Annotated in this window: 26 protein-coding genes; 19 read left to right on the top strand and 7 right to left on the bottom strand. The window is 42.7% G+C overall.

Features of this window, described 5'->3' with window-relative positions:
- The first annotated feature begins 139 nt into the window (after positions 1 to 139).
- Positions 140 to 1,111 (top strand): type I phosphomannose isomerase catalytic subunit, encoded by a 972-nt coding sequence (locus BQ7997_RS24170; protein WP_073348350.1) that lies wholly within the window; start codon positions 140 to 142, stop codon positions 1,109 to 1,111.
- Between the two features lie 566 nt (positions 1,112 to 1,677).
- On the opposite strand, the gene BQ7997_RS24175 is transcribed toward BQ7997_RS24170, so the two are convergent.
- From BQ7997_RS24175 to BQ7997_RS24185, 3 genes are read right to left on the bottom strand one after another with little or no spacing between them, the layout of a single operon-like run.
- Positions 1,678 to 1,935 carry a hypothetical protein gene (locus BQ7997_RS24175; protein WP_073348351.1) on the bottom strand — a complete coding sequence of 86 codons (258 nt, stop codon included), beginning with the start codon at positions 1,933 to 1,935 and terminating at the stop codon, positions 1,678 to 1,680.
- 3 nt (positions 1,936 to 1,938) lie between these two features.
- Positions 1,939 to 2,301: a phage holin family protein gene (locus BQ7997_RS24180; RefSeq protein WP_073348352.1), complete on the bottom strand. Its 363-nt coding sequence runs from the start codon at positions 2,299 to 2,301 to the stop codon at positions 1,939 to 1,941.
- A gap of 32 nt (positions 2,302 to 2,333) precedes the next feature.
- Positions 2,334 to 2,543, bottom strand: a complete 210-nt coding sequence (locus BQ7997_RS24185) for a YtxH domain-containing protein (RefSeq protein WP_044653389.1) — start codon at positions 2,541 to 2,543, stop codon at positions 2,334 to 2,336.
- Between the two features lie 199 nt (positions 2,544 to 2,742).
- Between BQ7997_RS24185 and BQ7997_RS24190 the strand changes: the two genes are divergently transcribed.
- The 18 genes from BQ7997_RS24190 to BQ7997_RS24275 all read left to right on the top strand — a co-directional run bounded on the left by BQ7997_RS24190 (position 2,743) and on the right by BQ7997_RS24275 (position 21,111).
- A complete protein-coding gene (locus BQ7997_RS24190) occupies positions 2,743 to 3,516 on the top strand; it encodes an SDR family oxidoreductase (protein WP_073348353.1) in 774 nt (257 codons plus the stop codon).
- Positions 3,517 to 3,632: 116 nt separating this feature from the next.
- Positions 3,633 to 4,127, top strand: a complete 495-nt coding sequence (locus BQ7997_RS24195) for an SPOR domain-containing protein (RefSeq protein WP_044653391.1) — start codon at positions 3,633 to 3,635, stop codon at positions 4,125 to 4,127.
- A 252-nt stretch (positions 4,128 to 4,379) separates the two neighbouring features.
- Complete coding sequence (gene cysQ / locus BQ7997_RS24200; protein WP_073348354.1) at positions 4,380 to 5,204, top strand: 3'(2'),5'-bisphosphate nucleotidase CysQ; 825 nt, start codon at positions 4,380 to 4,382, stop codon at positions 5,202 to 5,204.
- 11 nt (positions 5,205 to 5,215) lie between these two features.
- A complete protein-coding gene (locus tag BQ7997_RS24205; RefSeq protein WP_044653393.1) occupies positions 5,216 to 6,769 on the top strand; it encodes an SLC13 family permease in 1,554 nt (517 codons plus the stop codon).
- Between the two features lie 17 nt (positions 6,770 to 6,786).
- A complete protein-coding gene (cysC, locus tag BQ7997_RS24210) occupies positions 6,787 to 7,395 on the top strand; it encodes an adenylyl-sulfate kinase (protein ID WP_044653394.1) in 609 nt (202 codons plus the stop codon).
- A gap of 27 nt (positions 7,396 to 7,422) precedes the next feature.
- Positions 7,423 to 8,331, top strand: a complete 909-nt coding sequence (gene cysD / locus BQ7997_RS24215) for a sulfate adenylyltransferase subunit CysD (protein WP_004313239.1) — start codon at positions 7,423 to 7,425, stop codon at positions 8,329 to 8,331.
- A 12-nt stretch (positions 8,332 to 8,343) separates the two neighbouring features.
- A complete protein-coding gene (cysN, locus tag BQ7997_RS24220; protein WP_073348544.1) occupies positions 8,344 to 9,804 on the top strand; it encodes a sulfate adenylyltransferase subunit CysN in 1,461 nt (486 codons plus the stop codon).
- A 6-nt stretch (positions 9,805 to 9,810) separates the two neighbouring features.
- A complete protein-coding gene (locus tag BQ7997_RS24225) occupies positions 9,811 to 10,917 on the top strand; it encodes a sulfotransferase family protein (RefSeq protein ID WP_073348355.1) in 1,107 nt (368 codons plus the stop codon).
- A gap of 22 nt (positions 10,918 to 10,939) precedes the next feature.
- Complete coding sequence (locus BQ7997_RS24230) at positions 10,940 to 11,908, top strand: PCMD domain-containing protein (RefSeq protein WP_073348356.1); 969 nt, start codon at positions 10,940 to 10,942, stop codon at positions 11,906 to 11,908.
- Positions 11,909 to 12,224: 316 nt separating this feature from the next.
- On the top strand, positions 12,225 to 13,370 hold the full coding sequence (locus tag BQ7997_RS24235) for an OmpA family protein (protein WP_073348357.1): 1,146 nt from the start codon (positions 12,225 to 12,227) through the stop codon (positions 13,368 to 13,370).
- A 74-nt stretch (positions 13,371 to 13,444) separates the two neighbouring features.
- The gene (ruvX, locus tag BQ7997_RS24240) at positions 13,445 to 13,861 is read left to right on the top strand and encodes a Holliday junction resolvase RuvX (protein WP_073348358.1); all 417 of its coding nucleotides are present in this window, start codon (positions 13,445 to 13,447) and stop codon (positions 13,859 to 13,861) included.
- Between the two features lie 45 nt (positions 13,862 to 13,906).
- Positions 13,907 to 14,461 (top strand): peptide deformylase, encoded by a 555-nt coding sequence (gene def, locus BQ7997_RS24245; protein ID WP_073348359.1) that lies wholly within the window; start codon positions 13,907 to 13,909, stop codon positions 14,459 to 14,461.
- A gap of 76 nt (positions 14,462 to 14,537) precedes the next feature.
- The gene (locus BQ7997_RS24250) at positions 14,538 to 16,568 is read left to right on the top strand and encodes a tetratricopeptide repeat protein (protein ID WP_044654666.1); all 2,031 of its coding nucleotides are present in this window, start codon (positions 14,538 to 14,540) and stop codon (positions 16,566 to 16,568) included.
- Positions 16,569 to 16,650: 82 nt separating this feature from the next.
- A complete protein-coding gene (thrS, locus tag BQ7997_RS24255; RefSeq protein WP_044654662.1) occupies positions 16,651 to 18,591 on the top strand; it encodes a threonine--tRNA ligase in 1,941 nt (646 codons plus the stop codon).
- Between the two features lie 72 nt (positions 18,592 to 18,663).
- Positions 18,664 to 19,266 carry a translation initiation factor IF-3 gene (gene infC / locus BQ7997_RS24260; RefSeq protein WP_073348360.1) on the top strand — a complete coding sequence of 201 codons (603 nt, stop codon included), beginning with the start codon at positions 18,664 to 18,666 and terminating at the stop codon, positions 19,264 to 19,266.
- 68 nt (positions 19,267 to 19,334) lie between these two features.
- Entirely contained in the window at positions 19,335 to 19,532 is a 198-nt protein-coding gene (rpmI, locus tag BQ7997_RS24265) for a 50S ribosomal protein L35 (protein WP_004297539.1), read from the top strand.
- A gap of 98 nt (positions 19,533 to 19,630) precedes the next feature.
- Complete coding sequence (gene rplT, locus BQ7997_RS24270) at positions 19,631 to 19,981, top strand: 50S ribosomal protein L20 (RefSeq protein ID WP_004297540.1); 351 nt, start codon at positions 19,631 to 19,633, stop codon at positions 19,979 to 19,981.
- A 359-nt stretch (positions 19,982 to 20,340) separates the two neighbouring features.
- Positions 20,341 to 21,111: an EFR1 family ferrodoxin gene (locus BQ7997_RS24275; RefSeq protein WP_073348361.1), complete on the top strand. Its 771-nt coding sequence runs from the start codon at positions 20,341 to 20,343 to the stop codon at positions 21,109 to 21,111.
- On the opposite strand, the gene xpt is transcribed toward BQ7997_RS24275, so the two are convergent.
- From xpt to BQ7997_RS24295, 4 genes are all read right to left on the bottom strand, one after another.
- Positions 21,105 to 21,677, bottom strand: coding sequence for a xanthine phosphoribosyltransferase (gene xpt, locus BQ7997_RS24280; RefSeq protein ID WP_044654658.1), 573 nt, complete (start codon positions 21,675 to 21,677; stop codon positions 21,105 to 21,107). The two genes, BQ7997_RS24275 and xpt, sit on opposite strands and share 7 nt — an antisense overlap.
- A gap of 92 nt (positions 21,678 to 21,769) precedes the next feature.
- On the bottom strand, positions 21,770 to 23,077 hold the full coding sequence (locus tag BQ7997_RS24285; RefSeq protein ID WP_022136609.1) for a phenylacetate--CoA ligase: 1,308 nt from the start codon (positions 23,075 to 23,077) through the stop codon (positions 21,770 to 21,772).
- An 11-nt stretch (positions 23,078 to 23,088) separates the two neighbouring features.
- Positions 23,089 to 23,673, bottom strand: coding sequence for an indolepyruvate oxidoreductase subunit beta (locus tag BQ7997_RS24290; protein WP_022136610.1), 585 nt, complete (start codon positions 23,671 to 23,673; stop codon positions 23,089 to 23,091).
- A 3-nt stretch (positions 23,674 to 23,676) separates the two neighbouring features.
- Entirely contained in the window at positions 23,677 to 25,269 is a 1,593-nt protein-coding gene (locus tag BQ7997_RS24295; protein WP_073348362.1) for a thiamine pyrophosphate-dependent enzyme, read from the bottom strand.
- Positions 25,270 to 25,340 lie beyond the last annotated feature (71 nt).

The following is a 25,340-nucleotide window of genomic DNA, read 5'->3' on the forward strand; positions in this document are numbered from 1 at the left end:
TTATTTTTTGCGGTACGATTTTTTTCAAAAAGATTTTCATCTTCCTTTTCTTAAAAACTAAACTATTTTTTGTATGTTTGTTCCCGGATTGTAACAATCCGAGCGAATTTAATCTAAGTTTATAACAAGAAAAACAAAAATGTATCCATTAAAATTCGAACCGATTCTGAAGCAGACGCTTTGGGGGGGCGACAAAATTATTCCGTTCAAGCATTTGAACTCAGACTTGAAAGGAGTAGGAGAGAGCTGGGAGATTTCCGGCGTTGAAGACAATGAATCCGTAGTGGCTAATGGCCCGGATAAAGGTTTAACCTTAGCCGATATGGTAAGAAGGTATCGCGAGGAATTGGTGGGCGAAGCTAACTATGCGCGCTTCGGTAATAAATTCCCGTTGCTCATTAAGTTTATCGATGCCCGACAGGATTTGTCAATCCAGGTGCACCCGGCGGATGACTTGGCGAAGAAACGCCATAACTCGATGGGAAAAACCGAAATGTGGTATGTGGTAGATGCCGACAAAGGAGCTAAATTGCGTTCGGGATTTTCTGAACAGATTACTCCGAAAGAATATAAAGAACGCGTGTTGAACAATACGATCACCGACGTATTGCAAGAGTACGAAGTCCATCCGGGAGATGTATTCTTCCTGCCTGCCGGACGCGTGCATAGCATCGGTGCCGGTTCGTTTATTGCCGAGATCCAACAGACCTCTAATATTACGTACCGCATCTACGACTTCAACCGTAAGGATGCGAACGGTAAAACACGTGAACTTCACACCGATTTAGCACGCGAGGCCATCAACTACGAAGTATTGGATGACTACCGTACTAAATACGACGCAGTGAAGGATGAACCGGTAGAGCTGGTTGCCTGCCCTTACTTCACGACTTCCCTGTATGACATGACTGAAGAAATTAGTTGTGACTACTCGGAACTCGACTCATTTGTGATTTTCATTTGCATGGAAGGTGCATGCAAAATAAGAGACAATGAAGGTAACGAGCTGACAGTCAATGCAGGTGAGTCTATCCTGCTTCCTGCCACCACACAGGATGTCACTATTACTCCTGAAGGGGGAAATGTGAAGTTGCTGGAAACATACGTGTAATCTTATTTTGCATATAGTTAAGGTCATCCGACTTTGTCCCGTTATAGTGACGGACAAAGCCGGATGACTTTTTATTGTATGTAATGAAGATGATTAATGATGCATTATAGAGCCTTAGGGAAACGAATAAGCAAAGCATCGCTTTGTGCCTGCTAAAGCTATGCTTTACGATTGCTAAAGCATAGCTTTAGAACTCGCAAAGCACTATGTTATTAACAGGTACAGTAGGTACACTTTTTCCGGGGCTCCTAACACACACACGCATGTGTGTATATGCGCGCCCGCGTATATAATAATGTACACGCGAAAAAACTTATATATGGGTTTGATTTGATACTTATATCTGTTCGTGTTCCGAATAATTTCGAATTACGCAATGTATAGTTGCGGGTAGTATGAATTATGATGAATACTAGAAATTCTGATTAGCTTTTTTGTTGTTCCATACCTTATTATTACGCGCACGTGTGTGTGGAAAATGAAGAGGGTGTACCTGCTGTACCCGCTGTACCTCTCCGGTTGTTTAATACCCCATGAATAAGTATGAAAAATGAGTCAGTATAATCTCATTTCAAACTCCTGAAATACTTCCGCACCTTCCGCATAATCTTAACTCCCATCATTACTCCATCAAAGACAGCCATACCCGTATTGAACGAGCGCATGATGGCGTCCGCCTTATTGGCTGTCGGAGCAACAGGGGCGAATATTTCGCGGGTAGTAGTAATTATAGCCTTTTTCTGGACCTGAATCTCACTTTGTAATTGCTTTTTACGTTCGGCAATTTCTTCTAAAGTATATTTATGTACAGTTTGCGGACTCATAACTTATTTATTTGAATCGGTTAGAAATAAATTAGCGAGGAAGTTGACTAAGGGTGAGATGATAAGCCGCTTCCGGAAAATGACAATGATGGCAATGAGGACAACATTGATGCCTGCAATGATGGCAAAACTTGCCATGAGTCCACCAACGAATGGTTCCAAAATATAAGCCAGTGTGAAAAATAGATAAAACAGGGCTACCATGCCAAGAATAATTAGTATTAAAACCATGATTAACGTTGAGAAAAGTATGGTTAACTTTTCTGTTAATTCTAATTTGGCATATTCTTTTTGAAGTTCCAAATACTTCTTGAACTCGAAAAATAACTGTTGAAAATTCTCAATACTTTTATCATTCCCAAACATAGTTGCTCTGTTTTTAGTCTTTTGTTACTCACTTACTCTGCTATTTCTCCTTTCATCTCGGCAGCAATCTCGTCCACGAGATTTTCCATTTCACTGCGGTTGAGCTTGATTCCTTTCTTACGTAGAATCTCGGCGATCTTGTTACGGGTATCTTCTCCCTTTTCAGGAGCAAATAAAATACCAAGGGCTGCGCCTACGGCTGCACCACCCAAAAAAGCTGCTAATACATTCAATCCTTTCATAATTTGTAATATTTAAAATGATTACGATACAACAAATATAACATTTTTATCGAAAGGTTGTTCATGAAAACGAAGAAAAAGTGCTTAGTTTTATAATTCTTTTTTCTTTTATGGTTTAATCTTATTTAACGGGCTTTCGAGACTAACCAATATGACTTAAGGCGTACTTTTGCTACCGAATATTATAAACCAAAACATAATGGATAATAAAATTGTTTTAATAACTGGCGCAACTAGCGGAATTGGTAAAGCTTGTGCCCGTAAATTTGCGAAAGAAGGATGGGATTTGATTTTGAACGCACGTAATGCTTCGAAATTGGAGGAGTTGATATATGAGTTGAAGGTGGAATATCCCAAGGTGGTGACGTGGTCATTTCTTTGTGATGTGCGTGACCGTGGACAGATTGAGGCTGCATTGGAAGAGTTGCCGCCGGAATGGGCTGAAATTGATTTGCTGATAAACAATGCCGGACTGGTGATTGGAGTGGATAAGGAATTTGAAGGCAGCCTGGACGAATGGGATATCATGATCGATACGAATATAAAGGGATTATTGGCAATGACGCGTCTTGTGGTTCCGGGCATGATAGAACGTGGACGGGGACATGTTATCAATATCGGTTCTATTGCCGGTGATGCGGCTTATCCGGGCGGAAGCGTGTACTGCGCTACCAAGGCTGCCGTGAAGGCTCTTTCGGATGGTTTGCGGATTGATTTGGTCGATACTCCGTTGCGGGTTACGAATATCAAGCCGGGCATGGTAGAGACTAACTTCTCGGTAGTACGTTATCGGGGTGATAAAGAAGCTGCTGATAATTTCTATAAGGGAATCCGTCCGTTGACGGGAGATGATATTGCCGAAACAGTTTATTTTGCAGCATCGGCTCCGGAACATATTCAGATTGCGGAAGTGCTTTTGATGCCGACAAATCAGGCAACAGGCACTATTTCGTATAAGAAAAAGCAGGAATAGACGTTTTTTTGACGGATTTCTTTGCCGGATGATAAAATTTCTATTATTTTGTTGCCCGAAACTAAATATAGATAGACGGGAACGTTGAATTATTAATTAAAACAGAGTATAGGATTATGAAAAAATTAGTCGTATTAGGAATGGGAGTATGCTTGGTTCTGGCATTTACATCTTGTAAATCCAGCGAAAGTGCCTATAAGAAAGCTTATGAGAAAGCAAAACAGCAGGAATTGGCAGAACCGCAAGTGGAAGCTCCGGTAGAAGTGACTCCGGTAGTTGCAGCTCCTGTGACAACGCCTAAAGTGGCAGATACATCCGGCGTTCGCCAGGAAAAGGTTACTGTGGTTTCCGGCAATGAAGGATTGAAAGATTACAGCATCGTGGCTGGTAGCTTTGGTGTAAAGGCAAATGCCGAAGGTCTGAAAGACTGGTTGGATGCACAAGGTTATCATTCTACTATCGCATTTAATGCAGACAAGGCAATGTATCGCGTGATTGTCAGCTCATTTGCTGATAAGATGGCTGCTGCTGAAGCCCGTGACGCATTCAAGGCTAAGTACCCGAATCGTTCCGATTTCCAGGGAGCTTGGTTGCTGTATCGTGTATATTGATTTCTTTTTGGTAATATATATTGGAAAGGACAAACGTTTTTTCCAAATAAGAAGGCGGTAACTGGGAAGTTACTGCTTTTTTATTGAAAGAGGAAAGTGTTATTCCGTTTAGATATTTTTATCTTTCTACTAAAAGAAGTTATAAATGATAGTGGGGAAACTTTTATAGCAAAGAAAGTTTTTACTTTTGTCAATTCTTAATTTGGAGAATTCACAGCCTTGGTGTAAATAAGGTATTAATGAAGGAATTAAATGGAAGAAAAATATGTAATGGCTGCTATCGACGCAGCATTAAAAGCTGGTAAAGAAATACTTTCTATCTATGAGGATCAGGCATCGGATTTCAAGATAGAGCGAAAGGCTGACAACTCTCCGCTGACAATAGCAGACAGAAAGGCACATGAGACAATTGTGGCTATTTTGAATGATACTCCTTTTTCTGTTCTTAGTGAAGAAGGGAAGCATATGGGGTATGAAGTCCGTAGTCAGTGGGATACTTTGTGGATTGTGGATCCGCTGGACGGAACGAAAGAGTTTATCAAGCGTAACGGAGAATTTACCGTAAATATAGCTTTGGTGCAGAATTCTGTCCCTGTGATGGGGGTTATTTATGTACCGGTAAGAAAGGAACTTTATTTTGCGCTTGAAGGTGTGGGAGCTTATAAATGCTCCGGTATTATCGGCTTGGAAGATGACAGCGTGGCATTGGAACAGCTGATAAAGGGATCGGAACGGATGCCTTTGGAAGATGTCCGCGATCATTTTATTGTGGTGGCTTCCCGTTCGCACCTCTCACCTGAAACGGAAGAATATATCGCAGATTTAAAGAAGAAACATGGCAGCGTTGAATTGGTATCAAGCGGGAGCTCTATTAAGATCTGCCTGGTTGCAGAAGGAAAGGCTGATGTGTATCCGCGTTTCGCTCCGACGATGGAGTGGGATACGGCTGCCGGACATGCGATAGCACGTGCCGCCGGAATGGAAGTGTATCAGGCCGGAAAAGACGAACCTCTACGATATAACAAGGAGGATTTATTGAATCCGTGGTTTATCGTTGAGCCAAAAAGAGAACACTAATTAATGTTTATATGACATTTGAAATTGTATTTGTACTATTGTCCCTATTAGGAATGGTAGCTGCCTTGGTTGCGGATAAGATGCGGCCGGGCATGATACTTTTTTCGGTAGTGGTATTGTTTTTGTGTGTAGGTATCCTGACTCCTAAAGAGATGCTTGAAGGGTTTAGCAACAAGGGGATGATTACCGTTGCTTTGCTGTTTCTGGTCAGTGAAGGTATTCGTCAGTCGGGTACACTGGGGCAGGTGATAAAGAAATTGTTACCTCAGGGTAAGACAACAGTGTTTAAAGCGCAGTTGCGTATCTTGCCTTCGGTCGCTTTTATCTCTGCTTTCCTGAATAATACTCCTGTTGTAGTCATTTTCGCTCCGATTATCAAGCACTGGGCAAAATCGGTGAAGCTCCCTGCTACAAAATTCCTGATTCCTCTTTCATATGTGACTATCCTGGGTGGTATTTGTACGTTGATCGGTACTTCTACCAATCTCGTGGTGCACGGAATGATATTGGAAGCAGGATTTGAAGGGTTTTCCATGTTTGAACTGGGAAAGGTGGGGATTTTTATAGCGATTGCCGGAATTATTTATATATTTCTTTTCTCCAAACGGTTGCTGCCGGATGCCCGTCCGGATACAGCAGTACCGGATGAGGATGTAGAGGAAGGGGAGAGGCTGCATCGGGTGGAAGCTGTTTTGGGCGCCCGTTTTCCCGGTATCAACAAGAAACTGAAGGACTTTAATTTCCAGCGTCATTATGGGGCGGAAGTGAAGGAGATCAAGACACGTAGCGGACAGCGGTTCGTGACGAACTTGGATGAAGTGGTGCTTCACGAAGGTGATACGCTTGTGGTGATGGCGGATGATACATTTATTCCGACTTGGGGGGAGTCTTCGGTATTCGTCCTGTTGACAAACGGTAATGAGCCGGATACTACCGGAAAGAAAAAACGTTGGTTTGCTTTGCTGCTGTTGGTCTTGATGATTGTAGGCGCAACGGTAGGTGAACTTCCGGTCACCAAAGAATTGTTTCCGGATATCAAACTGGATATGTTTTTCTTTGTTTCTATTACTACGATTATCATGGCGTGGACAAATCTGTTCCCTGCCCGTAAATATACCAAATATATTTCGTGGGATATTCTGATTACTATTGCCTGCGCGTTTGCTATCAGTAAGGCGATGGTGAATTCAGGTGTGGCTGATTGTGTGGCGAAGTTTATTATCGGGCTAAGTGATGATTACGGGCCGCATGTATTGCTTGCCATGTTGTTTATCATCACGAATTTGTTTACGGAGTTGATTACGAACAATGCGGCGGCCGCTCTGGCATTCCCGTTGGCGCTGTCTATTGCCGCCCAGTTGGGAGTAAGCCCGACGCCTTTCTTTGTCGTAATCTGTATGGCTGCGTCTGCCAGCTTCTCTACGCCTATCGGCTATCAGACTAATTTGATTGTGCAAGGTATCGGTAACTATAAGTTTACGGATTTTGTCCGTATTGGTTTGCCGCTTAATATCATTACCTTCCTGATTTCTGTTATTCTGATTCCGATGATTTGGAACTTTTAATAAAACTAATTTTATAAATGGAAGAAAAGAATCATATATATCCCATATTCGACCGCATGATGACGCGGCAGGATAAAGAGGAGCTCCTTGGACAGCATAGTGTGATGATTTGGTTCACCGGTCTGAGTGGGTCGGGGAAAAGTACAATCGCTATTGCGTTGGAGCGCGAACTTCACAAGCGGGGACTGCTCTGCCGTATTCTGGACGGGGATAATATCCGTAGCGGTATAAATAATAACCTGGGATTTTCGGAGACTGACCGGGTGGAAAATATACGTCGTATAGCCGAGGTTTCCAAATTGTTTTTGGATAGCGGTATTATTACGATTGCCGCGTTTATCAGTCCGAATAACGATATTCGTGAAATGGCGGCAAATATTATCGGCAAGGAAGATTTTCTGGAGATTTTTGTAAGTACTCCATTGGAAGAATGCGAAAAGCGCGATGTAAAGGGGCTGTATGCGAAAGCACGGAAAGGAGAGATTCAGAACTTTACGGGAATCTCCGCTCCGTTTGAAGTTCCGGCGCATCCGGCTTTATCACTGGATACTTCAGAATTGAGTCTGGAAGAATCGGTGAACCGTTTGTTGGAGTTGATTTTGCCCAAAGTGAAAAAGAATGTTTAGTAGAAGAATAAAATCATTATTTTAGTAATGGAAGAATATAAATTAAGCCACTTGAAGGAGCTCGAAGCAGAGTCTATTCATATCATCCGCGAGGTGGCTGCGGAATTTGAGAATCCGGTGATGCTTTACAGCATCGGAAAGGATTCTTCGGTGATGGTGCGTTTGGCTGAAAAAGCGTTTTATCCGGGTAAAGTGCCATTCCCGTTGATGCATATCGATTCGAAATGGAAATTCAAAGAGATGATTCAGTTTCGTGATGAATATGCAAAGAAATACGGATGGAATCTGATTGTGGAAAGTAATATGGAGGCTTTTCATGCAGGCGTTGGGCCTTTCACGCATGGAAGTAAAGTACATACGGACTTGATGAAGACGCAAGCGTTGCTCCATGCGCTGGATAAATATAAGTTTGATGCTGCGTTCGGCGGCGCCCGCCGTGATGAAGAAAAGTCACGTGCCAAAGAACGTATCTTCTCATTCCGTGATAAATTCCACCAGTGGGATCCGAAAAATCAGCGTCCCGAGCTGTGGGATATTTATAATGCCCGTGTGCATAAGGGGGAAAGTATCCGCGTATTCCCGATTAGTAACTGGACAGAATTGGATATTTGGCAGTATATTCGTCTGGAGAATATTCCGATTGTTCCGCTTTATTATGCCAAAGAACGTCCTGTTATCAACCTGGATGGAAATATCATTATGGCGGATGATGAACGTCTGCCTGAAAAGTATCGTGACCAGATTGAGATGAAAATGGTGCGTTTCCGTACATTGGGTTGCTGGCCATTGACAGGCGCGGTGGAAAGTGGAGCCGCTACCATCGAAGAGATTGTGGAGGAGATGATGACTACTACTAAGAGTGAGCGTACAACCCGTGTGATTGATTTTGATCAAGAGGGTAGTATGGAACAAAAGAAACGTGAAGGATACTTTTAATTGGAATTGGAAATGGCAGATAATAAATTAGATATAAAGGCTTTCCTGGACAAGGATGAACAGAAAGACTTGCTGAGACTGTTGACCGCCGGATCGGTAGATGATGGAAAATCAACGCTGATCGGACGTTTGTTGTTTGACAGTAAGAAATTATATGAGGATCAGTTGGATGCGTTGGAACGTGACAGCAAACGTGTGGGGAATGCGGGTGAGCATATCGACTATGCATTGCTGCTTGACGGTTTGAAGGCCGAACGTGAACAGGGTATCACGATTGACGTGGCTTACCGTTACTTCTCTACCAATGGTCGTAAGTTTATCATTGCGGATACTCCGGGACACGAACAATACACACGTAATATGATTACCGGCGGCTCTACGGCCAACCTGGCGATTATTCTGGTGGATGCCCGTACGGGAGTGATTACGCAGACACGCCGCCATACTTTCCTGGTGTCTTTGCTGGGTATCAAGCATGTGGTATTGGCTGTCAACAAGATGGACTTGGTGGACTTCTCGGAAGAACGCTTTAATGAAATCGTTGCAGAGTACAAGAAGTTTGTGGCTCCGTTGGGGATTCCTGACGTGAACTGTATTCCTCTTTCTGCGTTGGATGGAGATAATGTTGTAGATTTGTCAGAACGTACTCCGTGGTATAAAGGAACTTCCTTGTTGGATTTCCTGGAAACTGTCCATATTGACAATGACCATAATCTGACTGATTTCCGTTTCCCGGTTCAATATGTGCTTCGCCCGAATTTGGACTTTAGAGGATTTTGTGGCAAAGTTGCGTCCGGTATCATCCGTAAGGGAGATCCGGTGATGGCTCTTCCTTCAGGCAAAACGTCTAAGGTGAAGAGTATCGTGACTTATGACGGAGAATTGGATTATGCTTTCCCGCCGCAGTCTGTGACGTTGACACTGGAAGATGAAATTGATGTGTCTCGTGGCGAAATGCTTGTGCATCCTGATAACCTGCCGATTGTTGACCGTAATTTCGAAGCGATGATGGTATGGATGGACGAAGAACCAATGGATGTTAATAAATCATTCTTTATCAAGCAGACTACCAATTTGAGCCGTACTCGTATTGATGCGATTAAGTATAAGGTGGATGTGAATACAATGGAACATCTGTCTTTGGACAACGGACAATTGACAAAAGAAACTTTGCCTTTACAACTGAATCAGATTGCCCGTGTGGTGCTGACTACTGCGAAGGAACTGTTCTTTGACCCCTATAAGAAGAATAAGTCTTGTGGCTCGTTCATTCTGATTGACCCGATAACCAATAACACTTCAGCAGTGGGTATGATTATCGACCGGGTGGAGATGAAGGATATGAGCAATACGGATGATATTCCTGTACTGGATTTGTCAAAGCTGGGAATTGAGCCGGAACATTATGAAGCTATAGAAAAGGCGGCGAAAGAGCTGGAACGCCAGGGATTTGCCGTGAAAATAATAAAATAAGATAGTATGGGATTACTCGAATTTAATAAACTTCCGATTAATACACTGGTAGGTGCCGACTGGAAAACGTTTAAGGCAATCACTGCCGGTCGTGAAATTGATGCGGCCTATAAGGGTAAATACCGACTGACAAAGGCTGTATGCCGTTTGCTTTCTCCATTGGCCGGGCTGCAAAATAGCCGGTATGAAAAACGGTTGGCTAACCAACCGTTGGAACATGACCCGGTATTTATCCTGGGGCATTGGCGGAGCGGAACGACTTTCGTGCATAACGTATTCTCGTGCGACAAGCATTTTGGGTATAATACAACGTACCAGACTGTATTCCCTCATTTGATGATGTGGGGGCAGCCTTTCTTCAAGAAGAATATGAGCTGGCTGATGCCGGACAAGCGCCCGACGGATAATATGGAACTGGCTGTGGATCTTCCCCAGGAAGAGGAATTCGCATTGTCGAATATGATGCCGTATACGTATTATAATTTTTGGTTTTTGCCGAAATACCAACAGGAATATGCTGATAAGTACCTGCTGTTTGACGACATCACGGATGCTGAACTGAAGGTTTTTGAGGAGGTGTTTACAAAACTGATTAAGATTTCTTTGTGGAATACACAGGGGACGCAGTTTCTTAGTAAGAACCCGCCGCATACGGGCAGGGTGAAAGAACTGGTGAAAATGTTCCCGAACGCTAAGTTTATCTACCTGATGCGTAATCCGTATACTGTATTCGAATCTACACGCAGTTTCTTTACAAATACGATTCAACCGTTGAAATTGCAGGATATAAGTAATGAACAATTAGAGGAAAATATCCTTTCTATCTATGCAAAGCTTTATCATAAGTACGAATCGGATAAACAGTTCATTCCTGAAGGAAACTTGATTGAAGTGAAGTTTGAAGATTTTGAAGCGGACGCGATGGGTATGACGGAGAATATTTATAAGTCTCTTTCCATCCCCGGATTTGCCGAAGCACGCGGAGATATAGAAAAGTACGTAGGCGGCAAGAAGGGGTATAAAAAGAATAAGTATAAATATGATGACCGGACAATTCAATTGGTAGAAGAAAACTGGGATTTTGCTTTGAAGCAATGGGATTATAATTTATAAGAAGAAAAAAGAAAGGAAAGTAATGATTCAGAAAATCGTTCATCGCCTGTTGGTGACAGGTTTCGTGGCATTTTTTTCTTCCTTGTCTTTGATGGCGCAACATAGGGTGGAAATGGTTCCTTTTGGAGACATGGACCAGTGGGTAGACCGTCAGATAAAGGAATCGGGCATTATTGGTGGGAATACAAAGAATGTATATGCGATAGGGCCGACGTCTGTAATCAAGGGAGATCAGGTTTATAAAAATATGGGTGGGTCGCCTTGGGCTACTTCCAATGTGATGGCGAAGGTGGCAGGTATTACGAAGACAAATACTTCGGTTTTCCCGGAAAAGAGGGGAGACGGATACTGCGCCCGGTTGGATACACGCATGGAAAGTGTGAAGGTGATGGGACTCGTTAATATTACAGTATTGGCGGCTGGCTCTATTTTTACCGGTTCGGTACATGAGCCGATTAAAGGCACTAAGAATCCACAGAAAATGCTGCAGACGGGTATCCCGTTTACCAAAAAACCGGTTGCCCTTCAGTTTGATTACAAAGTGAAGATGTCCGACCGGGAGAATCGTATCCGTGCTACCGGTTTCAGCAAGATAACGGATGTTCCCGGCAAAGATTTTCCGGCGGCTATCCTGTTTCTGCAGAAACGTTGGGAAGATGCGGAAGGAAATGTGTATGCCAAACGTATAGGTACGATGGTGACTTACTATTATCATTCGACGGACTGGAAGAATAATGCTTCTTATGAAATTATGTATGGTGACATTACGGATCGTCCTGAATATAAAGCTCACATGATGCGCCTGCAGGTGACCGAAAGCTATACGGTGAACAGTAAGGGTGAAAGTGTGCCTATCCATGAAGTGGCATGGGGAGATGAAAATGATGTCCCGACTCATATGTGTCTTCAGTTTACGTCCAGCCATGGAGGTGCTTATATCGGTTCGCCGGGAAATTCATTGTGGATTGATAACGTGAAGCTGGTATATTAATAGAAGGATACAACCAAAATATGAAAAATGACCGGTGGTGTGATTTACTATCGGTTATTTTTTTTGTTTTGATTCTTCTGTAATAAATGCCCTCAGAAGGCTTCTGAACTTATATGACACTTTTATCATTCCATAAAAAACTATGTCCGAATGAAAATTTACGTGATTTTTTGTTTGTGTTATATTAAATATCTATATTTGCATTAATTTTAGAGAAAAGGACAATGAATATTGTCTCTTTGTTAGGAATGGACGTTAAGGTCTATTGCCATCTTGAAAGACAATTGAAATATATTATTTACTAAAATAAATTGAGATGAAAAAGGGTTTATTGTTTATTTTATTGGCAGCAGTCTCAGTGTGTCTGCCTGCTCAAGAAAAAGAAAAAGCTGCAAAGAGCTACAGAGTAGAAACAAATCTCTTTGGCGCTAATTGGTTTATTAGCGGTGGCGTTGGTGCACAAATGTACTTTGGTGACAACGACAGTAAGGCTAGTTTTGGAAAACGTCTTGCTCCGGCACTTGATATTGCTGTTGGTAAGTGGTTTACTCCGGGGTTGGGATTACGTGTTGCGTATAACGGTCTTCAGGCTAAAGGCGCATCTCCGGAAGCTGATGACCTTTATGTAAAAGGCGGCACCTATTCTAATGGGTATTACAAACAAAAATGGAATGTTGCTAATTTCCATGGTGATGTAATGTTCAACCTTTCCAATATGTTCTGTGGATATAATGAAGAACGTGTTTATTCATTTATTCCTTATGTAGGTGTTGGATTGGTGCATTCATGGACAAAACCGACAGAGAACAATTTAGGTTTGAATGCAGGTTTGATTAACCGTTTCCGTCTTTCTCCGGCATGGGATCTTAATGTAGAATTACGTGGATTACTGATGAAGAATGCTTTCGGTGGTGCAGGTAAGGAAGGTATGGCCGGTTTGACTGTAGGTGTTACTTATAAGTTCAAGAAACGCGGTTGGGATGCTGTTCCTACTGTTCCTATGGTTCCGGAAAGCCAGTTGAACGACCTGAGAGACAGGGTTAACTCTTTGAAGGGTGAAAACGAATCTCTGAAACGTGACTTGGTTGAAGCACGTAACAAGAAACCGGAAGTTATCGTTAAGAAAGAAGTTGTATCTGCTATCCCACGTCTGGTTGTTGTATTCAATATCGGTAAGAGCAATATCGCTAAGAGAGAATACATGAACATCGAGACTATGGCTAAAGCTATCAAAGAAAATTCAGGTAAAGTATATACTGTAACAGGATATGCTGATAAGGGTACCGGTTCTGCTGAGTACAACATGAAGTTGAGTAAGAAGAGAGCTGAAGCTGTTCGTGACTTGATGGTTAACGAATTTGGTGTTCCTGCTTCTCAATTGAAGGTTGATTACAAGGGTGGTGTAAGCAATATGTTCTATGATAGCGCTAAACTGAGCCGCGTAGCTATTGTTGAAGAATAATATACATTTGAAATATTACAATAAAAGAGACGTTTCCTTTCACGGGAAGCGTCTTTTTTGTATTTTTGTGCCCCATGAGCAGAATTGTAGCAATAGATTATGGAAGAAAGCGCACAGGGATAGCTGTCAGTGATACTATGCAACTGATTGCAAACGGTTTGACAACAGTGTCTACGCATGAGCTTCTGAAGTTTATCGGTGATTATGTAGCCAAAGAACCGGTAGAACGGATTATTATCGGACTGCCTAAGCAGATGAATAATGAGGTCTCGGAAAATATGAAAAATATAGAACCTTTTGTCCGTTCGCTGAAGAAACGTTTCCCTGATATTCCGGTTGAGTATGTGGATGAACGTTTTACGTCTGTTCTGGCGCATCGCACAATGCTGGAAGCGGGCTTGAAGAAGAAGGATCGTCAGAACAAAGCATTGGTAGACGAGATAAGCGCTACAATAATTCTGCAAACATATTTGGAGAGTAAACGTTTTTAGTAGATGACAATAGAATAATTTAATTTATTAGTAGAATATAAAGATATGATTTTACCTATTTATGTATATGGACAGCCTGTTTTGAGAAAGGTGGCAGAGGACATAACTTCGGATTATCCGAATTTGAAAGAGTTGATTGCGAATATGTTTGAAACAATGGTGCACGCAGACGGTGTTGGGCTGGCTGCCCCGCAGATTGGTCTGCCTATCCGTGTTGTTACCATCACATTGGATCCGCTTTCGGAAGATTATCCTGAATTTAAGGATTTTAATAAGGCTTATATCAATCCGCATATACTGGAAGTGGCTGGTGAGGAAGTGAGTATGGAAGAAGGTTGTTTGAGCCTTCCCGGCATTCATGAAACAGTGAAAAGAGGAGATAAGATCCGCGTGAAATATATGGACGAGAATTTTGTAGAACATGAGGAAGTGGTAGAAGGTTACCTGGCTCGTGTCATGCAGCATGAATTCGACCATTTGGACGGTAAAATGTTCATTGATCATATCTCTGCGCTTCGTAAACAGATGATTAAAGGAAAGCTGAATACGATGCTGAAAGGGAAAGCACGCAGTTCTTATAAGATGAAACAGGTGAAATAAAGATAAAAAACGTTTATATCCCTGTTAAGTAAACGAAAAGCATTATTTTTGCTTCGTTTACAAGCATAAAATGTCGATGATAAAAAGAATATTAACAGTATTATTACTGTTCCCCACGCTGGTATGTGCTCAGATAAATACGGATCGGGTGATGACTATCGCCCGAAACGCTCTTTATTTTGAGGATTATGTACTTTCTATCCAGTATTTTAACCAGGTGATTAATGCGAAGCCTTATTTGTATGAACCTTATTTCTTCAGGGCGTTGGCTAAACTGAACCTGGAAGATTTTCAAGGTGCTGAAATAGACTGTGACGCAGCTATTCAGCGGAATCCGTTTGTGGTAGGCGCTTATCAGGTTCGTGGTTTGGCAAGGATTCGTCAGAGTAAATTTGACGGGGCTATTGAAGATTATCAGAAAGCTTTGCATTATGATCCGGAGAACATCACTCTGTGGCATAATCTGACATTATCCCATATTCAGAAGAAGGATTATGATTCTGCGAAAGAAGACTTGGAGAGTTTGCTGAAAGTGTCTCCGCGTTATACTCGTGCGTACCTGATGAGGGGTGAGGTGTCTTTGCAGCAAAAGGATACGATTGCTGCTTTGAATGACTTTAATAAAGCGCTTGAACTGGATAAGTATGATCCGGACGCATGGTCTGCAAGAGCGATTGTGAAATTGCAGCAGTCTAAGTATGCGGAAGCTGAGTCAGACTTCGATCGGGCTATTCATTTAAGTGCCAAGAATGCAGGAAATTATATTAATCGTGCATTGGCACGATTCCACCAGAAAAATCTGCGGGGTGCTATGAGCGATTATGACCTGGCCCTGGATATTGATCCTAATAATTTTATCGGGCATTATAACCGTGGTTTGCTTCGCGCGCAGGTAGGTGATGACAACCGGGCGATTGAGGATTTCGATTTTGTGATTCAGATGGAGCCGGATAATATGATGGCTATATTTAACCGTGGCTTGCTTCGTGCACAGACGGGTGATTATCGTGGTGCGATAAAAGACTACACAACTGTAATCGACCAGTATCCCAACTTCCTTGCCGGATATTACCAACGTTCGGAAGCCAGACGGAAGATTGGTGACAAGAAAGGGGCGGAACAGGACGAGTTTAAAGTCATGAAGGCGCAGATCGACAAGCAGAACGGTGTGACGAATAAAGATGTAGCCCAAAATCAGAATAAAGAAAAAGACGGTGAAGACGAGGAGGGTGAAAAGACCCGTAAGAAGTCGGATAAGAATATGAATAACTATCGTAAGATAGTCATTGCTGACGACTCTGAAGCCGAACAACGCTATACGAGCGATTATCGTGGACGTGTGCAGGATAAGAACGTGAATATTACACTGGAACCTATGTTCGCATTGACTTATTATGAGAAAATGAGTGATGTGAAGCGTTCTGTGAATTTCCACAAATTCGTTGAGGATTTGAATCGTTCGGGTGTGCTTCCGAAACGTCTCCGTATCACAAATATGGAAGCTCCGTTGACGGAAGAACAAGTGAAGTTCCACTTTGCTCTGATCGATACACATACATCTGCTATTGTAGCGGATGAAAAGAGTGCTCCAAAACGCTTTGCCCGTGCAATTGATTTTTACCTGGTACAGGATTTCTCAAGTGCCGTTTCCGATTTGACGCAAACGATCCTGTTGGATGGGGATTTCTTCCCGGCATACTTTATGCGTGCTCTTATCCGCTGTAAGCAACTGGAATATCAGAAGGCGGAACAAGCTGCTGAAACAGAGACTTTGGGTGATAAGCGCAAGGAGATTACGGCGGTAGATTATGAAGTGGTGAGAAAAGATTTGGATAAAGTAATCAATTTGGCACCGGATTTTGTTTATGCTTATTATAATCGTGCGAATGTTTCTGCCATGCTGAAAGATTATCGCGCGGCAGTGGCCGACTATGACAAGGCTATCGAACTGAATCCGGACTTTGCGGATGCATATTTCAACCGGGGGCTTACTCATATTTTCTTGGGTAATAACAAACTGGGTATTTCTGATTTAAGTAAAGCCGGTGAGTTGGGCATTGTTTCCGCTTATAATGTAATCAAGCGTTTTACGGATCAGACGGAATAACATTTTTTTGATAAAAAATGGAAAACTCAAAAGATTTAGTTACTTTTGCGTTCAAATTGTGAAAATATAACATAATCATATTATGATAAAGATAACATTTCCCGATGGCTCTGTTCGTGAGTATAACGAAGGAGTGAACGGTTTACAGATTGCAGAAAGTATCAGTTCGCGTTTGGCACAGGATGTGCTGGCATGTGGCGTGAATGGTGAGACTTACGATTTGGGACGTCCTATTAATGAGGATGCGAATTTCGTACTTTATAAATGGGATGATGAAGAAGGTAAACATGCCTTTTGGCATACAAGTGCCCACTTGCTGGCTGAAGCTTTGCAGGAACTTTATCCGGGTATCCAGTTTGGTATCGGTCCGGCTATTGAAAACGGATTCTACTATGATGTGGATCCGGGAGAAGCTGTGATTAAAGAAAGTGACTTGCCCGCTATTGAAGCTAAGATGCTGGAACTGGCTGCAAAGAAAGAAAATGTAGTCAGAAAGAGTATTGCTAAAACAGATGCTTTGAAGATGTTCGGCGATCGGGGGGAAACTTATAAATGTGAATTGATTTCCGAATTGGAAGACGGACACATAACTACGTATACACAGGGTGCATTTACTGACCTTTGCCGTGGCCCTCACTTGATGACGACTGCTCCGATCAAGGCTATCAAGCTGACTGCTGTTGCCGGTGCTTACTGGCGTGGTCACGAAGATCGCAAGATGCTGACCCGTATTTATGGTATTACGTTCCCGAAAAAGAAAATGCTGGATGAATATCTGGTATTGCTGGAAGAAGCGAAGAAGCGTGACCACCGTAAGATTGGTAAGGAGATGCAATTGTTCATGTTCTCTGAAACGGTTGGAAAGGGACTCCCGATGTGGTTGCCGAAAGGTACTGCATTGCGTCTGCGTCTGCAAGAATTCCTGCGTCGTATTCAGACCCGCTACGATTATCAGGAAGTGATTACTCCGCCGATTGGTAATAAACTGTTGTATGTGACTTCCGGTCACTATGCAAAATATGGCAAGGATGCATTTCAGCCTATCCATACGCCGGAAGAAGGTGAAGAGTACTTCTTGAAACCAATGAACTGCCCTCATCACTGTGAGATTTACAAGAATTTCCCGCGTTCGTATAAGGATCTGCCTTTGCGTATCGCTGAATTCGGAACGGTTTGCCGTTATGAACAAAGTGGCGAGTTGCACGGTTTAACTCGTGTACGTAGCTTTACGCAGGATGATGCACATATCTTCTGTCGTCCGGAGCAAGTGAAGGATGAATTTCTCCGCGTGATGGATATTATATCTATCGTGTTCCGTTCTATGGATTTCCAGAATTTTGAAGCTCAGATATCATTGCGTGATAAAGTGAATCGCGAGAAATATATCGGTAGCGATGACAACTGGGAAAAAGCTGAACAGGCTATTATCGAAGCTTGTGCGGAAAAAGGCTTGCCTGCCAAGATTGAGTATGGAGAAGCTGCTTTCTATGGCCCTAAGCTCGACTTTATGGTGAAAGACGCTATCGGCCGTCGTTGGCAGTTGGGTACTATCCAGGTTGACTACAACTTGCCGGAACGTTTTGAACTTGAATATATGGGTTCTGACAACCAGAAGCATCGTCCGGTAATGATTCACCGCGCTCCGTTCGGATCTATGGAACGTTTTGTTGCCGTGTTGATAGAACATACTGCCGGTAAGTTCCCATTGTGGCTGACACCGGAACAGGTGGTTATTCTGCCGATCAGTGAGAAGTTCAATGAATATGCAGAACAAGTGAAGATGTATCTGAAGATTCATGAAATCCGTGCGATTGTAGATGATCGTAACGAGAAGATTGGCCGTAAGATTCGCGATAATGAAATGAAGCGCATTCCTTACATGCTGATTGTCGGTGAGAAAGAGGCTGAAAATGGTGAAGTTTCTGTTCGCAGACAAGGCGAAGGTGATAAGGGAACCATGAAATTTGAAGAATTTGCTAAAATTTTGAACGAAGAAGTTCAGAATATGATAAATAAATGGTAACTTTGCAGCCGTTTCAGAATAAAATATTTAGTATAACAATTAAAAGATCAAACTAGGAAGTAAACGTTTTTAATGAAGAATGACACTCTAAAAGGGCAATACAGAATCAATGAACAGATTCGTGCCAAGGAAGTTCGCATAGTAAGCGACGATATTGAACCGAAAGTATATCCTATCTTTCAGGCTTTGAAAATGGCCGAAGAGAAAGAACTGGATTTAGTGGAAATTTCTCCGAATGCTCAACCCCCTGTTTGTCGTATAATTGATTATTCTAAATTTCTTTATCAGTTAAAGAAACGTCAGAAGGAACAGAAAGCAAAGCAGGTGAAGGTTAATGTGAAAGAGATTCGCTTCGGCCCTCAGACAGATGACCATGACTACAACTTTAAGTTGAAGCATGCGAAGGGATTCCTGGAAGACGGTGATAAAGTGAAGGCTTATGTATTCTTTAAAGGTCGCTCCATCCTTTTCAAGGAACAAGGTGAAGTATTGCTGCTTCGTTTTGCCAATGATCTTGAAGACTATGCAAAAGTGGATCAAATGCCGATACTTGAAGGAAAGCGTATGACTATACAACTTTCTCCGAAAAAGAAAGATGTTCCTAAAAAGCCGGCGGCTCCGAAACCTGCTGCTCCTGCACAGAAAGCTGAAAAGCCAGAAACGGGCGAAGAATAAGAAAAGATGCGTAACGCGCAGGTATAGTGCGTTGCCATTATATATTTAATAATTTAAAAACAAGTAAGATGCCAAAGATGAAGACTAACTCCGGTTCTAAAAAAAGGTTTACCCTTACCGGAACAGGTAAAATCAAAAGAAAGCACGCTTTTCACAGTCACATTTTGACTAAGAAATCCAAAAAGAGAAAAAGAAACCTGTGCTACTCTACAACTGTTGATACAACAAATGTAAGCCAGGTGAAGGAACTCTTAGCAATGAAGTAATCAAAAGCGTAAAAGTATTATTAAAGTATTAACCGAATGCATTAGCCTGAAGTTCGCTGCGTGAAGTAGCGGCGCTAACATTCAAAAAAAGTAAAACTATGCCAAGATCAGTAAATCATGTTGCTTCAAAAGCAAGAAGAAAGAAAATTTTGAAATTAACCAGAGGTTACTTTGGTGCAAGAAAAAATGTATGGACCGTAGCTAAAAACACTTGGGAAAAGGGTTTGACTTACGCGTTCCGTGACCGTAGAAATAAGAAAAGAAACTTCCGCGCTCTTTGGATACAACGTATCAACGCTGCTGCACGTCTTGAAGGAATGTCTTATTCTAAATTGATGGGCGGTTTGCACAAAGCCGGTATCGAAATAAACCGTAAGGTTTTGGCTGATTTAGCAATGAATCACCCGGAAGCTTTCAAAGCTGTAGTTGCAAAAGCAAAAGCTGCTTAAGTTTCAACAGTTTACGATTTACAAAGTGTCAGTTACTAAGCTAGTAACTGGCACTTTCCTTTTATCAGGCAGATGAAAAGGAATAAAAAAAATGTTAGTAGGCAAACAAAATCCTTTTTTTTTCTTGCTAATCTCAGGGATTCTTATTACATTTGTGATACAAAAATATTAGCCGTATCGACTGGATCGGGAAACTCTTCAAATTAATCTGATGCACCGAGAAAGCTTCGTTCTTCAATGGCGGGCCACATCCTTCGGGACAGCTTTAAGCCGGTGGATTACAAAGAGGGCGAGCGCTCAAATCTTGTTCTATCAGAGTTTCATCACATCGTCGGTACGGCTTTCTTATATACTTTCCTATGATATTTTATTTTTCAGGTACAGGTAATTCCAAGTGGATCGCCCGGCAGCTATCCAAGGAACAGAAAGAAGAATTGGTTTTCATTCCCGATGCATTAAGGAATGAAACGTTGGAGTTTTGTCTGCAAGAAGATGAGAAGATAGGATTTGTGTTTCCAATCTATTCGTGGGCACCGCCTGAAATTGTATTTCGCTTTATCCGGAAACTTTCTCTGAAAGGATATAAAGGACAGTATTTGTTTTTTGTCTGTTCATGTGGGGATGATACCGGACTTACGCAGCAGGTGTTGACGAAGGCACTGAAGTCTAAGGGATGGGAGTGCCATGCCGGCTTTTCTGTGACTATGCCTAATAATTATGTATTGTTTCCGGGGTTTGATGTGGATAGTAAGGAACTGGAACGTAAAAAGTTGGCAGAGAGTATTCCAAGCCTCAAAAGGGTAAATACTTTGATAAGTAGGAGGGAGTATGTATTTTCCTGTCATGAAGGGAGTATGCCTTTTATCAAGACAAGGATTATCAATCCTTTATTTAATAGTTTCCAAATGTCACCTAAGAACTTTTATGCTACGGATGCCTGTATTGGATGCAGGCGCTGTGAGAAGAGTTGCCCGGTGAAGAATATCACCCTTTCGGAAGGAAAACCTGTGTGGGGAAAGGATTGCACCTCCTGTCTGGCATGTTATCATGTATGTCCTCAGCAAGCGGTGCAATATGGAAAAAGAACAAAAAGGAAAGGGCAATATTTCAACCCCAACTCCGGTTATTGATCTTTGATTTTAATACAGCAGTGGGATAAGTCCTCAATAATAGCAAGGCTTTCTACTCTGACTCCTTGTTCTTCTAATATTTTGCGGCCGTTTTGGAAGGCTTTTTCGATAATAAATCCCATTCCTACCAAATTAGCTCCGGATTGCTTGATGAGGTCGAGAACGCCTAATGCTGCGTTTCCGTATGCAAGGAAGTCGTCAACAAAGAGTATATTGTCATTAGGAGTGAGGAAATCGGCACTGATAACAACTTCATAGTCACGGTCTTTGGTAAATGAATGGACAGTGGTACTCAGTGCATTCTGAATGGTTTTAGGAGATTTTTTCTTGGCAAATACGACAGGTAAGTCCATTAAGTAGCCTGTCATGATAGCTGGGGCGATACCACTGGCTTCGATTGTCATAATCTTATTTACGTTTGTGGCTGCAAAACGGCGGACAAACTCAACTCCGATTGATTTCATTAGGACGGGATCCATTTGATGATTGATAAAACTGTCTACTTTCAGGATACCTCCTTCGTAGCATTTTCCGTCTTGCAGAATTCTCTTTTTAAGTAATTGCATGCTGTATGATATTAATTAATAATGTGCTAATATGCCATTCCGTTTGATGAAAGTTGCGGATGGTATATTAGCACATAGGCAATTTAAATAGTTTACTTGTTGTTTCGTAAGTCTTTCACACGAACGGCTTTTCCCTCGCTTTGTGGGAGAGAGCCTTTCTTGACCAGTTTCACTTTCGGCGTAACTAGAATTTCATCTTTCAATTGGCGGGTAATATCCTTGCGGATTTTTTCCAGCTCAATATAGTTGTCGGTAGAGAGATCGCTCAATTCTACCTCGACAATCATTTCGTCCTGGTTGTTGACAGTTTCCAGAGTGATTAAGTAGTTGCTACCTAATTCGGGGAATTGTACCAGAATTTTCTCAACCTGCATCGGGAAGATGTTGACTCCCTTGATAATAAACATATCATCACTACGCCCTTTGATACGGTCGATGCGGATATGTGTACGTCCGCAGGGACATTTTCCGGGGAGAATTCGGGTTAAATCGCGCGTACGATAGCGGAGCAGCGGCATCATTTCACGGTCGAGAGTGGTGAGTACTAATTCTCCGATTTCTCCTTCGGGCATAGGTTCACCTGTTTCGGGGTCAATGATTTCTACCAGATAGCAGTCTTCCCAAAAGTGCATTCCGTTCTGTTCCTGGCATTCGAAAGCGACACCGGGGCCGTTCATTTCAGTCATACCGAAGCTGTTGTATGCTTTCACGCCTAACATACGTTCTATTTTCCGGCGTTGCTCGTCTGTATGAGGTTCAGCGCCGATAACCAACGTCTTTAGGGTGGTCTTTGTCGGGTCGAGACCTTCTTCCTGGAAAACTTCAGCAAGGCGGATAGCATAACTGGGAATGGCGTGTAAGGCGGTCGTTTTAAAGTCGTTGATGAACTTGATCTGGCGCTTACTGTTTCCGGCAGCAGCAGGAACCGTCAGGCAGCCGAGACGTTCGGCACCGTATTGGAAACCTAATCCGCCGGTAAACATGCCATATCCCGAACTGTTTTGGAAAACATCGGTCTTGCGGATACCTACGGCATACAAGCATCGGGCAACCAGGTTCGCCCAGGAGTCGAGGTCATGTTGTGAATGGACAATTACGGTCGGATTCCCGGTAGTACCACTGGAAGAGTGGATACGTACACCGTCATTGCTCATATCGCCTGCCACTAGTCCGAAGGGGTAGTGGGCACGCATATCGGATTTGGTTGTAAAAGGCACTTTGCGGATGTCATCCAATGACTGTATGCTATCTGCGGTAATGCCATGTTTGCTGAAAACTTCTTTGTAGTAAGGAGCGTTTGCAGCTATGTTGATTGTTTTTTTAAGCCGTTGAAGTTGCAATTCCTGCAACTTCTCGCGGCTCATGGTTTCTAGTTCTTCTTCCCAGTATTGTGTATTCATGGTAATGCCTGTTATTGCATTAACTTTTCGGCAATTTCCTTGCCGGCAGCCAATGCTTTAAGATTCATTTCTACAACTGCTTCTCCCTTGCGCAGGAAGATTTCACGAATGCTGTCTTGTATTTTTTCGTAATCAATGCCAAGGAATGGGATGGTTGCTCCCAGTAAGACGATATTAGCAACCCGGGCAGAACCTACTTCCTTTGCTACTTTATCTACATTCAATACAATCTTATGGGGTAACTTATTGATTTCCGCCATTACTTTGTCTGCTTCCGGATAGTTGGGAATGTTGACAAACGGAGTTTCGTTAGTCACCAACCAGCCTTCGGGACTAAGGTAGGGAAGATAACGCAATCCTTCCATAGGTTCCAGGGAGATGATAAGATCACATTTTCCGGAAGGGATCAAGTCTGAGGCAATCGGCTGGTCACTGATGCGGAGATTGGACTGAACGTCTCCACCACGCTGGCTCATTCCGTGCACTTCTGCCTGTTTCATGTAAAGTCCTTCTTTCAAGGCAGCTTTGCCGATTACTGTAGCGATGGACAAAATTCCCTGTCCACCTACTCCTGATAATATAATGTCTTTTTTCATGGCTTACTTACTTCTTTTTTTGCGTGCTAATGTTTGGATACACTCTCTGCGTGGGATAATGACAGATACACCCCGATATTCGATTTCTTCGCGTATGATTTGCTTCATCTCTTCGTAGTTTTTCTTCAGTGGAACAACTACGCGGATATGGGCGGGCTCTACTCCAAGGCCAGCGCATATAGCCTCAATGCGTCCTGTTCCGGCCGAATCCTGTCCACCTGTCATGGCAGTGGTTTCATTGTCGGAAATCACGATAGTTACGTTGGCGTTTTCATTGACACAGTCTAGCAGTCCGGTCATTCCCGAATGAGTGAAGGTGGAGTCTCCGATAACGGCTACAGCCGGATAAAGACCACCGTCGGCCGCACCTTTTGCCATAGTGATGGAAGCACCCATGTCTACACATGAGTTGATGGCGTTGAATGGCGCATTAGCCCCCAGTGTGTAGCAACCGATGTCACTGAATACCTTGTGAGAAGGATATTCTTCTTTAAGGACTTCAGTCAATGTGATATACATATCGCGGTGTCCGCATCCTTCGCAAAGTGCGGGTGGACGCATTTCCACTACGGAAGGAATGCCAAATGCTGATTTATTCTCTTTTCCTACTGCACGGGCTACCGAATCGGGGTTTAATTCTCCATCTTGCGAAAGAGTACCGTCCAAGCGTCCTTTTACTTTAATGCCAATGCCCAGATAACCTTTTAATTGCTTTTCTACAAATGGCTGACCGTCTTCCAGAACGAGGATTTCATCACAAGATTCGATTAATTGATGCAATTGTTTTTTAGGTAATGGGTATTGACCGATTTTGAGCACCGGATATTCACAACCTTCGGGATAATTTTCCATCAGGTAATTGTAGCCGATACCGCAAGCGATGATTCCTAATTTCTTGTTAGGGCCATCTGTATATTTATTGTAAGGTGATTCTTCTGAAGCTTTGATAAACTCATCCTGGCGGGAGAGCAATACTTTATAGCGCTTGCGGGCATTTCCCGGCAACAGGATGAACTGGCGTGGATCTTCGCTGAAAGATATGCCATTCTGTGGTTTTTGCTCTTTACGCTCTACTCCGGAACGGGAGTGTGCAAGGCGTGTTACCATACGCATTAAAACAGGCTCGCCTAGTTTTTCAGAGAATTCGAAACCGCTGTACACCATGTCATATGCCTCCTGCTGGTTGCTGGGCTCGTACATAGGAATCAGTGAAAAATCTCCGTAGAAACGGCTGTCCTGCTCATTCTGAGAAGAGTGCATACTAGGGTCGTCGGCTGCTATCACGATCAATCCGCCTTTCACGCCGGTGATGGCAGAATTGACGAAACAGTCGGCAGCTACGTTCATTCCTACATGCTTCATACAAACTAACGCCCGTTTGCCCACGAAGGACATACCCAACGCGGCTTCCATCGCTGTTTTTTCATTGGCACACCAACGGTTGTGTATATTCTGTTCGGTCGTTATAGGGGCCATTTGAATATATTCCGTAATCTCAGTTGAAGGAGTACCGGGATAGGCATAAACACCTGAAAGTCCGGCATCCAATGCAGCTTGTGCAATGGCTTCATCGCCAAGTAAGAGTTGCTTGCTCATATCTATTTCTTTTATTTAGTGTTGATCACAGTTTGTTAATCTATCGGGCAAAGATAGGCTTTTCAGTTCGT

Origin of the sequence: Bacteroides congonensis, from assembly GCF_900130125.1 — a bacterium.
In the GTDB taxonomy this organism is placed as follows: Bacteria; Bacteroidota; Bacteroidia; order Bacteroidales; family Bacteroidaceae; genus Bacteroides; species Bacteroides congonensis.

What these genes read in the sequence shown, in the direction of transcription:
- BQ7997_RS24170 (WP_073348350.1), top strand. Translation starts at nt 140, where the DNA reads ATGTATCCATTAAAATTCGAACCGATTCTGAAGCAGACGCTTTGGGGG.
- BQ7997_RS24175 (WP_073348351.1), bottom strand. Translation starts at nt 1,935, where the DNA reads ATGAGTCCGCAAACTGTACATAAATATACTTTAGAAGAAATTGCCGAA.
- BQ7997_RS24180 (WP_073348352.1), bottom strand. Translation starts at nt 2,301, where the DNA reads ATGTTTGGGAATGATAAAAGTATTGAGAATTTTCAACAGTTATTTTTC.
- BQ7997_RS24185 (WP_044653389.1), bottom strand. Translation starts at nt 2,543, where the DNA reads ATGAAAGGATTGAATGTATTAGCAGCTTTTTTGGGTGGTGCAGCCGTA.
- BQ7997_RS24190 (WP_073348353.1), top strand. Translation starts at nt 2,743, where the DNA reads ATGGATAATAAAATTGTTTTAATAACTGGCGCAACTAGCGGAATTGGT.
- BQ7997_RS24195 (WP_044653391.1), top strand. Translation starts at nt 3,633, where the DNA reads ATGAAAAAATTAGTCGTATTAGGAATGGGAGTATGCTTGGTTCTGGCA.
- cysQ (WP_073348354.1), top strand. Translation starts at nt 4,380, where the DNA reads ATGGAAGAAAAATATGTAATGGCTGCTATCGACGCAGCATTAAAAGCT.
- BQ7997_RS24205 (WP_044653393.1), top strand. Translation starts at nt 5,216, where the DNA reads ATGACATTTGAAATTGTATTTGTACTATTGTCCCTATTAGGAATGGTA.
- cysC (WP_044653394.1), top strand. Translation starts at nt 6,787, where the DNA reads ATGGAAGAAAAGAATCATATATATCCCATATTCGACCGCATGATGACG.
- cysD (WP_004313239.1), top strand. Translation starts at nt 7,423, where the DNA reads ATGGAAGAATATAAATTAAGCCACTTGAAGGAGCTCGAAGCAGAGTCT.
- cysN (WP_073348544.1), top strand. Translation starts at nt 8,344, where the DNA reads ATGGCAGATAATAAATTAGATATAAAGGCTTTCCTGGACAAGGATGAA.
- BQ7997_RS24225 (WP_073348355.1), top strand. Translation starts at nt 9,811, where the DNA reads ATGGGATTACTCGAATTTAATAAACTTCCGATTAATACACTGGTAGGT.
- BQ7997_RS24230 (WP_073348356.1), top strand. Translation starts at nt 10,940, where the DNA reads ATGATTCAGAAAATCGTTCATCGCCTGTTGGTGACAGGTTTCGTGGCA.
- BQ7997_RS24235 (WP_073348357.1), top strand. Translation starts at nt 12,225, where the DNA reads ATGAAAAAGGGTTTATTGTTTATTTTATTGGCAGCAGTCTCAGTGTGT.
- ruvX (WP_073348358.1), top strand. Translation starts at nt 13,445, where the DNA reads ATGAGCAGAATTGTAGCAATAGATTATGGAAGAAAGCGCACAGGGATA.
- def (WP_073348359.1), top strand. Translation starts at nt 13,907, where the DNA reads ATGATTTTACCTATTTATGTATATGGACAGCCTGTTTTGAGAAAGGTG.
- BQ7997_RS24250 (WP_044654666.1), top strand. Translation starts at nt 14,538, where the DNA reads ATGATAAAAAGAATATTAACAGTATTATTACTGTTCCCCACGCTGGTA.
- thrS (WP_044654662.1), top strand. Translation starts at nt 16,651, where the DNA reads ATGATAAAGATAACATTTCCCGATGGCTCTGTTCGTGAGTATAACGAA.
- infC (WP_073348360.1), top strand. Translation starts at nt 18,664, where the DNA reads ATGAAGAATGACACTCTAAAAGGGCAATACAGAATCAATGAACAGATT.
- rpmI (WP_004297539.1), top strand. Translation starts at nt 19,335, where the DNA reads ATGCCAAAGATGAAGACTAACTCCGGTTCTAAAAAAAGGTTTACCCTT.
- rplT (WP_004297540.1), top strand. Translation starts at nt 19,631, where the DNA reads ATGCCAAGATCAGTAAATCATGTTGCTTCAAAAGCAAGAAGAAAGAAA.
- BQ7997_RS24275 (WP_073348361.1), top strand. Translation starts at nt 20,341, where the DNA reads ATGATATTTTATTTTTCAGGTACAGGTAATTCCAAGTGGATCGCCCGG.
- xpt (WP_044654658.1), bottom strand. Translation starts at nt 21,677, where the DNA reads ATGCAATTACTTAAAAAGAGAATTCTGCAAGACGGAAAATGCTACGAA.
- BQ7997_RS24285 (WP_022136609.1), bottom strand. Translation starts at nt 23,077, where the DNA reads ATGAATACACAATACTGGGAAGAAGAACTAGAAACCATGAGCCGCGAG.
- BQ7997_RS24290 (WP_022136610.1), bottom strand. Translation starts at nt 23,673, where the DNA reads ATGAAAAAAGACATTATATTATCAGGAGTAGGTGGACAGGGAATTTTG.
- BQ7997_RS24295 (WP_073348362.1), bottom strand. Translation starts at nt 25,269, where the DNA reads ATGAGCAAGCAACTCTTACTTGGCGATGAAGCCATTGCACAAGCTGCA.